The sequence below is a fragment of the Pseudomonas sp. CYM-20-01 genome (genome assembly GCF_023169845.1).
GTDB lineage: Bacteria > Pseudomonadota > Gammaproteobacteria > Pseudomonadales > Pseudomonadaceae > Aquipseudomonas > Aquipseudomonas azotoformans.
Map to the genome: position 1 here is coordinate 5,265,604 of NZ_AP025169.1, position 13,894 is coordinate 5,279,497.

Genomic DNA, 13,894 nt, shown 5'->3' on the forward strand with positions numbered 1-13,894 from the left:
TTTAGGCGTCCGCCAACGCAGCGATGACCAGCGAGCAACTGCGCTGGCCGTACGCCGACAGCACCAGGCGAATCTGCGGCAAGTCACGGGCAAGTACGGCGGCGAGCAGTTGCTCGAACAACGCCAGGTATTCGCTCATGGACGCCTTGCGCTGATCCAGGGCCAGGTAATAGGCGCGGTTCATCGCCGGCTGCAGGTTCTCGACGGTTTCCTGCAAATACGGGTTATTGGCGAAGGGGTACGCGGCGCGCATCACGTTGAAGCTTTCTTCGACGAAAGCGCGGATGTCCTCGCGCTCGTAACTGGTCACCAGGCGCTGCTGGATCTGCAGGAACGGCGCCATGTCGGCCTGCACCTGCCAGCCCTGGGCCACCGCATTGCCGAGCAGGATGTACAGCTCGCCCATCAAGGTGCACAGGCTCTGCACCTTGTGCGCCGTTAACTCGGTGACGTGGGCGCCACGGCGCGGAAGGATCGCGATCAGGTGACGGCGTTCGAGGATCAGCAAGGCTTCGCGCACGGAACCACGGCTGACATTGAGCGCCAGCGTGACCTTCTGTTCCTGGATCCGCTCCCCAGGCTTGAGATCGCCGCGAATGATGCGTTCGGCGAGGTGGTGAGCAATTTGCTCGGCGAGACTGTCCGGCGCCTTGAACGTCATGTTTTCCCTTCAAAATCTTCTATCGGTACAAGCGCGGCAGTGTAGCGCATTGGCTGGCTGATGGCGCTACGCCCACCGTGGCGAATTTGGCACGGAATAAGCAGCGATGAACAGCCACAAGCCCCCAAAAACACCGGTTCCAGAAGACTGGACCATAATTGAAAGTGTTGCGATCGCATTTTCTTGACCTTCCGGTCAGAAAATCATTGACCGAAAAGTCAGAGATGACTAGATTCGGCGCAAAGCGGTTAACAACAATAATGAGTCTGCGAGGCCTTCCGTGATCCAGTTTTTACTTAACCAGGAACTCCGTAGCGAGCACGCCCTGGACCCCAACCTGACCGTGCTCAACTATTTACGCGAGCATTTGGGCAAATCCGGTACCAAGGAAGGCTGCGCCAGCGGCGATTGCGGGGCGTGCACCGTGGTGGTGGGCGAGTTGCACACCGATGATCAGGGCGCCGAGCAGATTCGTTATCGCAGCCTCAATTCGTGCCTGACCTTTGTCTCGTCACTGCACGGCAAACAACTGATCAGCGTCGAAGACCTCAAGCACCAGGGCCAGCTGCACAGCGTGCAACAGGCCATGGTCGAGTGCCACGGTTCGCAATGCGGCTTTTGCACCCCCGGTTTCGTGATGTCGTTGTTCGCCCTGCAAAAGAACAGCGAAGCCCCCGACAGCCAGAAAGCCCATGAAGCCCTGGCCGGCAACCTGTGCCGCTGCACCGGTTATCGCCCGATTCTTGCCGCCGCCGAACAGGCCTGCTGCAACAAGCCCAAGGACCAGTTCGACAGCCGTGAGGCGCAGACCATCGCCCGCCTCAAAGCCATCGCGCCGACTCAGACTGGAGAACTCAACAGCGGCGACAAACGCTGCCTGGTGCCGCTCACCGTCGCCGACCTGGCCGACCTCTATGACGCCTACCCGCAAGCCCGGCTGTTGGCCGGCGGCACCGACCTGGCGCTGGAAGTGACCCAGTTCCATCGCACCCTGCCGGTGATGATCTACGTCGGCAACATTGAAGAAATGAAGCGCATCGACGACTTCGACGACCGCCTGGAAATCGGCGCCGCCGCCGCCCTCTCCGACTGCTACACCGCGCTGCACCATGCCTACCCGGACTTCGGCGAGTTGCTGCACCGCTTCGCCTCCCTGCAGATCCGCAACCAGGGCACCCTGGGCGGCAATATCGGCAATGCGTCACCGATCGGTGATTCGCCGCCGCTGCTGATCGCCCTCGGCGCGCAGATTGTGCTGTGCAAGGGCAATACGCGTCGCACCCTGGCGCTCGAAGACTACTTCATCGATTACCGCGTCACCGCCCGGCAGGACAGCGAGTTCATCGAGAAGATCATCGTGCCCAAAGGCCACACGCTGTTCCGCGCCTACAAGGTGTCCAAGCGCCTGGACGATGATATTTCCGCCGTCTGCGCAGCGTTCAACCTCAAGCTCGACAACGGTGTGATCAGCGACGCCCGCGTAGCATTCGGCGGTATGGCCGCCACACCCAAGCGCGCCAAAAACTGTGAAGCGGTGTTGGTCGGTGCCACCTGGAACAGCGCCACCGTGGAAAAGGCCTGCGCCGCCCTGGCCCAGGACTTCACCCCACTGTCGGACTTCCGCGCGAGCAAGGAATACCGCCTGCTCAGCGCGCAGAACCTGCTGCGCAAATACTTCATCGAACTGCAAACGCCGCACATCGAGACTCGGGTGACCGCTTATGTCTAACCATCACGCCGTCGTTAAAACCCAGGCCGAACTCGCCGCACTGTTTGCCCAGGACCTCACTTCCGGTGTGGGCCGCAGCGTCAAGCATGACAGCGCCGCCAAGCACGTATCCGGCGAAGCGCAGTACATCGATGACCGCCTGGAATTCCCCAACCAGTTGCACCTGTATGCACGCCTGTCCGACCGCGCCCACGCCCGCATCATCAGCATCGACACGGCGCCCTGCTACGCGTTTGAAGGCGTGCGCATTGTCATCACCCATGAAGACGTGCCGGGCCTGAAAGACATCGGCCCATTGATGCCCGGCGACCCCTTGCTGGCGATTGATACGGTGCAGTTCGTCGGCCAAGTGGTGCTGGCCGTTGCTGCGCGTGACCTGGAAACCGCACGCAAGGCCGCCATGGCGGCGGTGATCGAATACGAAGACCTGGAGCCGGTGCTGGACGTGGTCGAGGCGTTTCGCAAAAAGCACTTCGTGCTCGACAGCCACACCCACCAGCGCGGCGATTCGGCCGGCGCACTGGCCACTGCGAAAAACCGCATCCAGGGCACCCTGCACATCGGCGGCCAGGAACACTTTTACCTGGAAACCCAGATCTCTTCGGTGATGCCCACCGAAGACGGCGGCATGATCGTCTACTGCTCCACGCAGAACCCCACCGAAGTGCAGAAACTGGTGGCCGAAGTGCTCGACGTGTCGATGAACAAGATCGTGGTCGACATGCGCCGCATGGGCGGTGGTTTCGGTGGCAAGGAAACCCAGGCGGCCAGCCCGGCGTGCCTGTGCGCGGTGGTGGCACGCTTGACCGGCCAGCCGACCAAGATGCGCCTGCCGCGCGTGGAAGACATGCTGATGACCGGCAAGCGCCACCCCTTCTACATCGAATATGACGTGGGCTTTGACGACAACGGCCGCCTGCACGGGATCAACCTGGAACTGGCGGGCAACTGCGGCTGTTCGCCGGACCTGTCCAACTCGATTGTCGACCGTGCGATGTTCCATGCCGACAACTCGTATTACCTGGGCGATGCAACGGTCAACGGCCATCGCTGCAAGACTAACACCGCGTCCAACACGGCCTATCGCGGCTTCGGCGGCCCGCAAGGCATGGTCGCCATCGAAGAAGTGATGGACGCCATCGCCCGTCACCTGGCCCTCGACCCACTGGCCGTGCGCAAGGCCAACTACTACGGCAAGACCGACCGCAACGTCACCCACTACTACCAGACCGTCGAGCACAACATGCTCGACGAGATGACCGCCGAACTGGAAGCCAGCAGCCAATACGCTGAGCGCCGCGAAGCGATCCGCCTGTACAACGCCCACAGCCCGATCCTGAAAAAAGGCCTGGCGCTGACCCCGGTGAAATTCGGTATCTCGTTTACCGCGAGTTTCCTCAACCAGGCCGGTGCGCTGATCCATATCTACACCGACGGCAGCATCCACCTGAACCACGGCGGCACCGAAATGGGCCAGGGCTTGAACACCAAGGTCGCGCAGGTGGTGGCCGAGGTGTTCCAGGTGGAAATCGACCGCGTACAGATCACCGCCACCAACACCGACAAGGTGCCGAACACCTCGCCGACCGCCGCCTCCAGCGGTGCCGACCTGAATGGCAAGGCCGCACAGAACGCCGCCGAAGCCATCAAGCAGCGCCTGGTGGAATTCGCCGCACGCAAGTACGACGTGAGCGAAGCGGATGTGGAGTTCCACAACGGCCATGTGCGCGTGCGCGAGCAGATCCTGACGTTTGAGGCGTTGATCCAACAGGCGTATTTCGCCCAGGTCCCGCTGTCGAGCACGGGCTTCTACAAGACCCCGAAAATCTTCTACGACCGCAGCCAGTCACGGGGACGGCCGTTCTACTACTACGCGTTCGGCGCGGCGTGCTGCGAAGTAATCGTCGACACTCTGACCGGCGAATACAAGATGCTGCGCACCGACATCCTCCATGACGTGGGCGCGTCGCTGAACCCGGCCATCGACATCGGCCAGGTCGAAGGCGGCTTCATCCAGGGCATGGGCTGGCTGACCATGGAAGAACTGGTGTGGAACGCCAAGGGCAAGCTGATGACCAACGGCCCGGCCAGTTACAAGATCCCGGCCGTGGCCGACATGCCACTGGACCTGCGGGTGAAGCTGGTGGAGAACCGCAAGAACCCGGAAGACACGGTGTTCCATTCCAAGGCCGTGGGCGAGCCGCCGTTCATGCTCGGGATTGCCTCGTGGTGTGCGATCAAGGATGCCGTGGCGAGCCTGGGTGACTATCGCCATCAACCCAGGATCGATGCACCGGCCACGCCGGAGCGGGTGTTGTGGGGGTGTGAGCAGATGCGGCAGTTGACTGCGGCGAAGGTGGTTGAGGCGGATACCGAGATGGCTTCGCTCTAGACCGAGGCGCTGCCATCGGGGGCAAGCCCCCTCCCACACTTTGATCTGTGAATACCTTCAAATGTGGGAGGGGGGCTTGCCCCCGATAGCGGCCTGACAGACACCACAAGAGGTGACTATGAACAACTGGATCAGCGCCCTCGCCGACCTGCAGAACCAAGGCGAACCCTGCGTGCTGGTGACCATCATCGAAGAGCTCGGCTCCACGCCGCGCAACGCCGGTTCGAAGATGGTGATCAGTGCCACGCAGACCTTCGACACCATCGGTGGCGGGCACCTGGAATACAAGGCGATGCAGATCGCCCGCGACATGCTTGTGCGCGGCCAGCAGAACACCCATCTGGAGCGCTTCAGCCTCGGCGCGAGCCTGGGCCAGTGCTGCGGTGGCGTGACGGTGTTGCTGTTCGAACCCATGGGCCAGGTGCAGGCGCAAATTGCGGTGTTTGGCGCCGGCCACGTTGGCCGTGCGTTGGTCCCGTTGCTGGCCAGCCTGCCGTGCCGGGTGCGCTGGATTGATTCCCGTGATCAGGAGTTTCCAGCACATATCCCCCAGGGCGTGCGTAAAATCGTCAGCGAAGAGCCGGTCGACGAAATTGCCGACCTGCCGGCGGGCAGTTACTGCATCGTCATGACCCACAATCATGCGCTGGACCTGGAACTGACCGCCGCCCTGCTCAAGCGCAATGACTTCGCCTACTTCGGCCTGATCGGTTCGAAGACCAAGCGCGTCAAGTTCGAACACCGCCTGCGCGATCGCGGCTTCGACGCCGCGCAGCTGCAACGCATGCGCTGCCCCATGGGCCTCACCGAGGTGAAGGGCAAGTTACCGGTGGAAATCGCCATCTCCATCGCCGGCGAAATCATCGCCACCTACAACGCCAATTTCGGCCAGCACACCGCCAGCGCCGAACCCATTGCCAAACTGCTGCCGGCTTCACGTCGCAGCCAAGCCATTTGAAATGAGATCACCATGCCTTTGACTCGCAAAGCCTACCGTGCCGCCCTGCTGCACAGCCTCGCCGACCCCGCTGAAGTGGGCATCGAAGCCTCCTACGAGTACTTCGAAGACGGCCTGCTGGTGATCGAAAACGGTCAAATCAGCGCCATCGGCCGTGCCAGCGATTTGCTGCCGACCTTGCCCGCCGACATCGACATCACCCATTACCAGGACGCGTTGATCACCCCGGGCCTGATCGACACTCACATCCACCTGCCGCAGACCGGCATGGTCGGCGCCTATGGCGAGCAGTTGCTCGACTGGCTCAACACCTACACCTTCCCGTGCGAGAGCCAGTTCGCCGACAAGGCCCACGCCGAGGAAGTCGCGGATATTTTCATCAAGGAACTGCTGCGCAACGGCACCACCACCGCGCTGGTGTTCGGCAGCGTGCACCCGCAGTCAGTGAATTCATTCTTTGAAGCAGCAGAAAAACTCGACCTGCGCATGATCGCCGGCAAGGTGATGATGGACCGCAACGCGCCGGACTACCTGACCGACACCGCTGAATCCGGCTACCAGGAAAGCAAGGCGCTGATCGAACGCTGGCACGGTAAGGGCCGCCTGCACTATGCGGTCACGCCACGCTTTGCGCCGACCAGTACGCCGGAGCAACTGGCACTGGCCGGGCAACTGCTGGGGGAATACCCGGACCTGTACATGCAGACCCACATCAGCGAGAACAAGCAGGAAGTCGAGTGGGTGAAGGAGCTGTTCCCGGAGCGCAGTGGCTATCTGGATGTCTACGACCACTACAAGTTGCTGGGCGAGCGTTCGGTGTTTGCCCATGGCGTGCATTTGTGTGATGACGAGTGTGCACGGTTGGCGCAGACGGGTTCGGCGGTCGCATTTTGCCCGACCTCGAACTTCTTCCTCGGCAGCGGTTTGTTCAACCTGCCGATGGCCGAAAAGCACAAATTGAATGTGGGCCTGGGCACCGATGTGGGGGGCGGCACCAGTTTCTCCCTGCTGCAAACCCTGAACGAAGCCTACAAAGTCATGCAGTTGCAGGGCGCACGGTTAAGCCCGTTCAAGTCGCTGTACCTGGCGACCCTGGGCGGTGCGCGGGCGCTGCGGCTGGAAGACAAGATCGGCACGCTGCAACCGGGCACCGATGCGGACTTCCTGGTGTTGGACTACAACGCCACGCCACTGATGAGCTATCGCCTGAAGCAGGCGAAGAACATTGCCGAGACGTTGTTTGTGCTGATGACACTGGGGGATGATCGCACGGTGTTGCAGACGTATGCGGCCGGGCAATTGGTGCACCAGCGCTAATTCCATAAACAACCAAAACAAATGTGGGAGGGGGCTTGCCCCCTCCCACATTGTTGGTCGTATTTACAACTTTATGGGCGAACGACCCGGCTTCTTGGTCTGCAACAAATGCGAAAACACCGCATGCAGGTCATCCGACGCGCTCTCTTCATCGAGGTTGAGCTTGCTGTCGATGTGATCCATGTGATGCATCATCAAATTCACTGCCAACGCCGCATCCCGTGCTTCGATCGCATCGATCAACTGGGTGTGCTCGTCGTAGGAACAGTGCGAACGGTTGCCGCTTTCGTACTGGGCGATGATCAATGAGGTCTGGGACACCAAGCTGCGCTGGAAGCTGATCAGCGGCGCGTTCTTCGCCGCTTCAGCCAGCTTGAGGTGGAACTCGCCGGAGAGGCGGATACCGGCACCGCGGTCACCACGGGAAAAGCTGTCGCGTTCGTCGTTGACCATCTGGCGCAGTTCGGCCAGTTGCTCAGCCGTGGCGTGTTGCACCGCCAACTCAGTGATCGCCCGCTCCACCAGACGCCGCGCCAGGAACACCTGGCGTGCCTCCTCGACGCTTGGGCTGGCCACTACCGCACCGCGATTGGGCCGCAGCAGCACCACGCCTTCATGGGCCAGGCGCGACAGCGCGCGGCGAATGATGGTGCGGCTGACGCCGAAGATTTCGCCCAGTGCCTCTTCGCTCAACTTGGTACCGGGTGCCAGGCGTTGTTCGAGGATCGCCTCGAAGATATGCGCGTAGACGATATCGTCCTGGGTTCCGCTGCGACCGGCCTTGCCGGCACGCGGTTGTTTCTTGAGAGGTTGCAACTGTTCGTTCATGGGCACTCGGGTTTGGAGAACGGCGGCGAATTAACGGTAATACGGCAACAGCGTGTCGCTGGCAAGTATCACCTAAAAACAGGGCACATTGTACACAACCCACTGCGCCAACACACTGTACGGCTGTTTGCGGCGTCGGCTGTATTGCAATGAGTCGCTGCGTTTGAGTTTAGGCTTGAATCCGCAACTTCCCTGGTAAAAGGAACACCTGTTCATGACCGACGCCACCCAAGCGCCTCTGCGCCCACTGGCCGACACCTCTGCGTCGGCCGTCGTCGCCGGCTTCATCGCCATGATGACCGGCTACACCAGCTCCCTGGTCCTGATGTTCCAGGCGGGGCAAGCCGCCGGTTTGACCACGGCGCAGATTTCCTCATGGATCTGGGCGATTTCCATCGGCATGGCGGTGTGCAGCATCGGCCTGTCCCTGCGCTATCGCACCCCCATCACGATTGCCTGGTCGACACCCGGTGCCGCGCTGCTGATCACCAGCCTGGGCGGTGTGAGTTACGGCGAGGCCATCGGCGCGTACATCACCTGCGCGGTGCTGGTGACGATCTGCGGCTTGACCGGCAGCTTTGAAAAACTGGTCAAGCGCATCCCCGCGTCACTCGCGGCTGCTTTGCTGGCGGGGATTCTGTTCAAGATCGGCAGCGAGATCTTCGTCGCCGCACAGCATCGCACCGGGCTTGTGCTGGGGATGTTCTTTACCTACCTGATCATCAAACGCCTGTCGCCACGTTATGCGGTGCTGGCCGCGCTGCTGATCGGCACCGCGCTGTCGGGGTTGATGGGGCTGCTGGACTTCAGCGGTTTCCACCTGGAAGTAGCAACCCCCGTGTGGACCACGCCGCACTTCTCGCTGGCGGCGACCATCAGCATCGGCATCCCGTTGTTCGTGGTAGCGATGACCTCGCAGAACATGCCCGGCATCGCCGTGCTGCGGGCCGACGGCTACAACGTGCCGGCCTCGCCGCTGATCACCGCCACGGGGCTGGCGTCCCTGGTGCTGTCTCCGTTCGGCTCCCACGGCATCAACCTGGCCGCCATCAGCGCAGCGATCTGCACCGGGCCTCACGCCCATGAAGACCGCAACAAGCGTTATACCGCTGCCGTGTGGTGCGGGGTGTTCTACGGGATTGCCGGGGTATTTGGCGCGACCTTGGCAGCATTGTTCGCAGCCTTGCCCAAGGAACTGGTGCTGTCGATTGCGGCCCTGGCGTTGTTTGGCTCGATCATCAATGGCCTGAGCATCGCCATGAATGAGCCGAAGGAACGTGAAGCGGCGCTGATCACCTTCATGGTCACGGCGTCTGGCTTGACGCTGTTTTCCATCGGCTCGGCGTTCTGGGGGATTGTGGCGGGGGTGTTGACGCTGCTGATCCTGAACTGGCGTAAGGCATAAAAAAACGGCGACCTTCAGGTCGCCGTTTTTTTTCAGTATCACTTAGCCGCGTTGATCGGCTTTTCCGGATACCACACGTCCAGCAGCGGGCTGACTTCAGCCTTGGTCAGCTCGGAACGGTTTTTCAGCCAGGCTTCAACGGCCGCACGTTGCTCTTCGGAGACCGAGCCGCGCTTCTGCAGGCAAACCAGACCGTAGTCATCGCCGCCGACGTAGCCCAGGCCATTGGCTTCCATGGCTTCTTTGATGAATGCTTCGAGGAAAGCGTCGATAGCTTCTTCACTCAGGCCTTCGTTGAAGTCCAGGTTCAGTTCGAAACCCAGCTCTTGAAATTCATCAACGCACAGTTTTTTGCGCAGACGCTGGGAACGGTTAGTCGCCATTGGAACAATCCTCATAAGTAATAACGGGCGGCACTTTAGCAGTTTAAGGCGGCGATTGCCCGATTCTCTGGGACAGGCGGCACAACGCCTGTGAAAAAAACGCCGAATACCCGCTATGGTTCAGCTACAAGTGGCTTAACCTTGGGGCATAATGCCGACACTTTCATGACCATTGAGGGATTTTTCTTATTTACCCCTCGCCTTTTTCACCCTCCTCAGCAGTAGGGTTTTACTTCTTATGATCAAATCGTTGCGTTCCGTCTTGTTTGCCGGTTTTATTCTGCCACTGGCCTTTTCCGTCTCCGCTGCCCCCGTCAACAACACCCTGCCACCCAATGTTCAACAGGCGCTGGCCAAAGCCAAACTGCAAAACACTGCGCTGTCGTTGGTGATGATCCCCCTGAACGGCCCGGGCACGCCCACTGTGTTCAACGCCGACGTGTCGGTGAACCCGGCCTCCACCATGAAGCTGGTCACCACTTACGCGGCCCTGGAAATGCTCGGCCCCAACCACCAGTGGAAAACCGAGTTCTACACCGATGGCACCCTCAGCGGTGGCGTGTTGCACGGCAACCTGTACCTCAAGGGCGGCGGCGATCCCAAGCTGAACATGGAAAAACTCTGGCTGTTGATGCGCGACCTGCGCGCCAACGGCGTACAGCAAGTCACTGGCGACCTGGTGCTGGACCGCAGTTTCTTCAATCAGCCGCAGTTGCCCGAATTCAATGACGACGGCAACGACGAAAACAAACCATTCCTGGTCAAGCCGGACGCGCTGCTGGTCAACCTCAAGGCCTTGCGCTTCGTGACCCGCAATGATTCAGGCCGGGTACTGGTGTCGGTCGAGCCGCCGATTGCCAGCATCCGCATCGACAACCAGGTCAAGGTCTCCAACGCCAAGCAGTGCACCGGCGACGTACGCTACAACCCGGTTACCGCCGCCGATGGCAGCGTGACGGTAACGGTCAGCGGCCAGTTGGCCGACGGCTGCAGCTCGCAGACCTATCTGTCGCTGCTGGACCACGCCACCTATACCGCCGGCGCCGTCCGGGCGATCTGGAAGGAACTGGGGGGCACCATCCAGGGCCGTGACATCCAGGCGCCGGTGCCCAAGGATGCCAAGGTACTGGCCCGGGCCTTTTCGCCGGACCTGGCGGAAATCATCCGCGACATCAACAAATACAGTAACAACACCATGGCCCAGCAGTTGTTCCTGAGCCTGGGTGCGCAGTTCCGCAATGATGCCGATGGCGACGATGCCAAGGCTGCACAACGCGTGGTGCGCCAGTGGCTGGCGAAGAAAGGCATCACCGCACCGCACCTGGTGATGGAGAACGGCTCCGGCCTGTCCCGTGCCGAACGGGTCAGCGCCCGCGAGATGGCGGCCATGCTGCAAGCCGCGTGGAAAAGCCCTTACGCGGCGGAATACATCAGCTCGATGCCCATCGCCGGCACCGACGGCACTATGCGCAAACGCCTGAAGACCACCGCCATGCGCGGCGAAGCCCACGTCAAGACCGGCACCCTGAACACCGTGAGAGCCATCGCCGGGTTCAGCCGCGACAACAACGGCAACACCTGGGCCGTGGTGGCGATCCTCAATGATCCAAAGCCATGGGGTGCTTCGTCGGTGTTAGATCAAGTGCTGCTGGATTTATACCGCCAGCCGAAGGTCGCCGCGGCAGCACCGGTCCTGTAGGAGCGAGCTTGCTCGCGAAAAACTCAAGAACACCGCGTTTATCCTGGATAGACGCGATGGGATTGACGATCTTCGCGAGCAATCTCGCTCCTACAGAAAAGCATCAAGCGCGCAGGCGCTCCGTCTCCACCCGATCCCTGCCCGCCTGCTTGGCCACATACACGGCCGAGTCGGCGCGCAGCAGCAGCCCGTCGATACCTTCATCCACCCGCCAACTGGCCACGCCGAAGCTGGCGGTGACGATGCCTACCGGTTCCATCGGCGCACTGCGCAGCGACGCCCACAACTCCATCGCCAGGCTGTAGGCCTGAGCGCCATCGGTGTGCGGGCACAACACCATGAATTCCTCGCCGCCCAGGCGGCAGAACACATCGGTACGGCGCAGGCGCTGGCTGATGCGTTTGCACAACTCCTGCAATACCCCATCGCCGACGGCGTGCCCATGCTGGTCGTTGATGCGCTTGAAGTGATCGATATCCAGCATGATCACCGACAAAGCCCCCGAGGTGCGGTTGAGCCTGACCATCTCGGCCTTGAGGCGATCCTGGAAATAGCGGCGGTTATGGATCCCGGTCAGGGAGTCGGTGATGGAGAGCGCACGCAGCTCTTCTTCCACCCGTTTCAGATCGGAAATGTCCGACACGTAGCCGTGCCACAACGTGCCGCCTGCGGGTAACTCTTCCGGAGTGGCTTCGCCACGAATCCAGCGCAGGCCGCGGTGCGGCAACAGCACCCGATACTCCTCACGCCAATGACTCAACTGCAACGCCGACAAGCGGATCGAAGCGCGTACCCGCTCCGCATCCAGCGGGTGGATGCGCTCGAAGACCTGCTTGGCATCCTGCTGCAATATGCTGGGCTCGATTTCATAGATGTCGCGCATGCCGTCGCTGGCGTAGATAAATTTCCAGTTGTCGTGGGGTTCTAACGTGAACTGGAAGATGCCGCCGGGCACATGGGCGCTGAGTTTCTTGAGCAGCCGATCCCGGGCCGCCAATGCCTCGTAGGCGCGCTTTTGTTCGGTAATGTCGAGGTAAATCGCCAGGTGACCGATCCACAAACCATGGTCGTCCAGCAACACGGTGGCCAACATGTTCACCGTCAGTTGGCTGCCATCCTCACGTACCAGGGTCCACTCGCGGGCTTCGTGCAGGTTGTCGGGGCTTTCCACCAGCATCGCCTGGCTTGCCGGGATGCGTTTGCCCAGGGCCACACTGAGGCTGGCGGAGCGCGCTTCGAGTTCCGACGCCAGGTGCAGGCTTTCCAGGGTGTGCGTGCCCATCACCTGCTCGGCCTTGAACCCCAGCATCTGCTCGGCACCGGCATTGAAGGTATTGATGACACCGCGCAGGTCGGTGGCAATGATCGCGACCTGCGTTGCGGCATTCAGCACACTGCGCAATTGGCCATGGGCGCCGCGTAACTCCTGCTCGCGCAGGCGCAACTGCGCCGTGCGCTGCTCCACCAGTTTCAACGCGCGCTGGCGTTGGCTGACCAGCACATAGAGCAGCGCGCTGAGCAACAGGCTGAGCAGGCCGCCCATGGTCAGGATCGTGCTCAACGAGGAGTGGTTGGCCTGGTCGAACACTTGGCTCGGGCGCAGTTTCAGGGCATACACATGGTCGCCCAGCGTGAGGCGGCGCGCTCCGACAAGATCACCGCCGGCCACGGCATTGCCGGACTCGAACAGTACGCGCTGTTGCACGTCGGAGGTGTCGATGATCTGCATCACCAGGTTGTCGCGATCCGGCTTGGGCAAACCGTCGGCCACCAACTGGCGCATGCTGATCACCGCCATGACATAGCCGTAGGGCTCATTCTGGGATTGGTCGGAGGTGGGCACATGACTCACCGGCGCGACCAATAGAACCCCGGTGGCATAGGCCGGTTCCACGCCCACCAGTTGCATGGGCTGGGACACCGCCAGCTTGCCGGTCTTTTGCGCACGCTCAAGGGCCGAACGCCGCAGGGGCTGGGCCAGCAAGTCAAAACCGAGGGGTGCGCCCAGCAGGCTTTGGGTCTGGCTGTACAAGACCGGCACGTATTCATCGCGCTCGGGCGCAGGGGCCAACTCACCCAGTGAATTCAACTCACGGATAACAAAAGGTGTGCCGCGCTGCTCGGACGCCGCTTGCTCGAACTGACTGCGCTGTTCGCGATACACACGGGGCGCCCAGGAGTAAGCGCGCGCCCGCAGTAGTAAGGGCTGGGCAAAACCGTCGAATTCTTCGCGGGACACGTCATCGGAATTGACGAAGAAACGCCGCAGGCTGTTCAGGCGTTGCTCCTGATCATCGAAGCGTTCCTGCAGGCGGGTGTAGCGCTCGTTGACCAGCATCTGAAAGCGTTGGCGCACTTGCTGCTGATAGAGGTCGGCGGCGGCCCAGGCAACAACAGCCGTCAAGGCAAACCCGGCCAGCAATACCACCAATGCCACCAGCCAAGCCGACGCCTGTTCACTGATGAAGCCTAGGATTTTCGGGCGAACGGCTTGCAACGGCATAGGTAACACTCACAACGCC

Annotated in this window: 10 protein-coding genes; 6 read left to right on the forward strand and 4 right to left on the reverse strand. The window is 61.3% G+C overall.

Going from position 1 to position 13,894, the window contains the following annotated elements; genetic code table 11:
- Nucleotide 1 precedes the first annotated feature (1 nt).
- A complete protein-coding gene (locus M2497_RS23780; RefSeq protein ID WP_248483627.1) occupies nucleotides 2-661 on the reverse strand; it encodes a GntR family transcriptional regulator in 660 nt (219 codons plus the stop codon).
- A 280-nt stretch (nucleotides 662-941) separates the two neighbouring features.
- On the opposite strand from M2497_RS23780, the gene xdhA reads away from it, so the two are divergent.
- From xdhA to guaD, 4 genes are all read left to right on the forward strand, one after another.
- Nucleotides 942-2,390 carry a xanthine dehydrogenase small subunit gene (xdhA, locus tag M2497_RS23785; protein ID WP_248483629.1) on the forward strand — a complete coding sequence of 483 codons (1,449 nt, stop codon included), beginning with the start codon at nucleotides 942-944 and terminating at the stop codon, nucleotides 2,388-2,390.
- The gene (gene xdhB, locus M2497_RS23790) at nucleotides 2,383-4,782 is read left to right on the forward strand and encodes a xanthine dehydrogenase molybdopterin binding subunit (protein WP_248483631.1); all 2,400 of its coding nucleotides are present in this window, start codon (nucleotides 2,383-2,385) and stop codon (nucleotides 4,780-4,782) included. The genes xdhA and xdhB overlap by 8 nt, the downstream gene beginning before the upstream one ends.
- A 118-nt stretch (nucleotides 4,783-4,900) precedes the next feature.
- Nucleotides 4,901-5,740 (forward strand): xanthine dehydrogenase accessory protein XdhC, encoded by an 840-nt coding sequence (gene xdhC, locus M2497_RS23795; protein ID WP_248483633.1) that lies wholly within the window; start codon nucleotides 4,901-4,903, stop codon nucleotides 5,738-5,740.
- A 12-nt stretch (nucleotides 5,741-5,752) separates the two neighbouring features.
- A complete protein-coding gene (gene guaD / locus M2497_RS23800; RefSeq protein WP_248483634.1) occupies nucleotides 5,753-7,057 on the forward strand; it encodes a guanine deaminase in 1,305 nt (434 codons plus the stop codon).
- Nucleotides 7,058-7,120: 63 nt separating this feature from the next.
- On the opposite strand, the gene M2497_RS23805 is transcribed toward guaD, so the two are convergent.
- Nucleotides 7,121-7,885: a GntR family transcriptional regulator gene (locus M2497_RS23805; protein ID WP_248483636.1), complete on the reverse strand. Its 765-nt coding sequence runs from the start codon at nucleotides 7,883-7,885 to the stop codon at nucleotides 7,121-7,123.
- Nucleotides 7,886-8,099: 214 nt separating this feature from the next.
- Here M2497_RS23805 and M2497_RS23810 point away from each other — a divergent pair, with 214 nt between their 5' ends.
- On the forward strand, nucleotides 8,100-9,290 hold the full coding sequence (locus M2497_RS23810; protein ID WP_248483638.1) for a benzoate/H(+) symporter BenE family transporter: 1,191 nt from the start codon (nucleotides 8,100-8,102) through the stop codon (nucleotides 9,288-9,290).
- Nucleotides 9,291-9,328: 38 nt separating this feature from the next.
- On the opposite strand, the gene M2497_RS23815 is transcribed toward M2497_RS23810, so the two are convergent.
- Entirely contained in the window at nucleotides 9,329-9,673 is a 345-nt protein-coding gene (locus M2497_RS23815; RefSeq protein WP_248483640.1) for a YggL family protein, read from the reverse strand.
- A 238-nt stretch (nucleotides 9,674-9,911) separates the two neighbouring features.
- On the opposite strand from M2497_RS23815, the gene dacB reads away from it, so the two are divergent.
- Nucleotides 9,912-11,372, forward strand: a complete 1,461-nt coding sequence (dacB, locus tag M2497_RS23820) for a D-alanyl-D-alanine carboxypeptidase/D-alanyl-D-alanine-endopeptidase (protein WP_248483642.1) — start codon at nucleotides 9,912-9,914, stop codon at nucleotides 11,370-11,372.
- A 103-nt stretch (nucleotides 11,373-11,475) separates the two neighbouring features.
- Here dacB and M2497_RS23825 read toward each other — a convergent pair whose 3' ends face one another.
- Complete coding sequence (locus M2497_RS23825) at nucleotides 11,476-13,875, reverse strand: diguanylate cyclase (RefSeq protein WP_248483644.1); 2,400 nt, start codon at nucleotides 13,873-13,875, stop codon at nucleotides 11,476-11,478.
- Nucleotides 13,876-13,894: the final 19 nt, after the last annotated feature.

Coding starts and splice junctions, on each gene's coding strand:
- M2497_RS23805 (WP_248483636.1), bottom strand. CDS start 7,885: ATGAACGAACAGTTGCAACCTCTCAAGAAACAACCGCGTGCCGGCAAG.
- xdhC (WP_248483633.1), top strand. CDS start 4,901: ATGAACAACTGGATCAGCGCCCTCGCCGACCTGCAGAACCAAGGCGAA.
- M2497_RS23810 (WP_248483638.1), top strand. CDS start 8,100: ATGACCGACGCCACCCAAGCGCCTCTGCGCCCACTGGCCGACACCTCT.
- M2497_RS23825 (WP_248483644.1), bottom strand. CDS start 13,875: ATGCCGTTGCAAGCCGTTCGCCCGAAAATCCTAGGCTTCATCAGTGAA.
- M2497_RS23780 (WP_248483627.1), bottom strand. CDS start 661: ATGACGTTCAAGGCGCCGGACAGTCTCGCCGAGCAAATTGCTCACCAC.
- dacB (WP_248483642.1), top strand. CDS start 9,912: ATGATCAAATCGTTGCGTTCCGTCTTGTTTGCCGGTTTTATTCTGCCA.
- M2497_RS23815 (WP_248483640.1), bottom strand. CDS start 9,673: ATGGCGACTAACCGTTCCCAGCGTCTGCGCAAAAAACTGTGCGTTGAT.
- guaD (WP_248483634.1), top strand. CDS start 5,753: ATGCCTTTGACTCGCAAAGCCTACCGTGCCGCCCTGCTGCACAGCCTC.
- xdhB (WP_248483631.1), top strand. CDS start 2,383: ATGTCTAACCATCACGCCGTCGTTAAAACCCAGGCCGAACTCGCCGCA.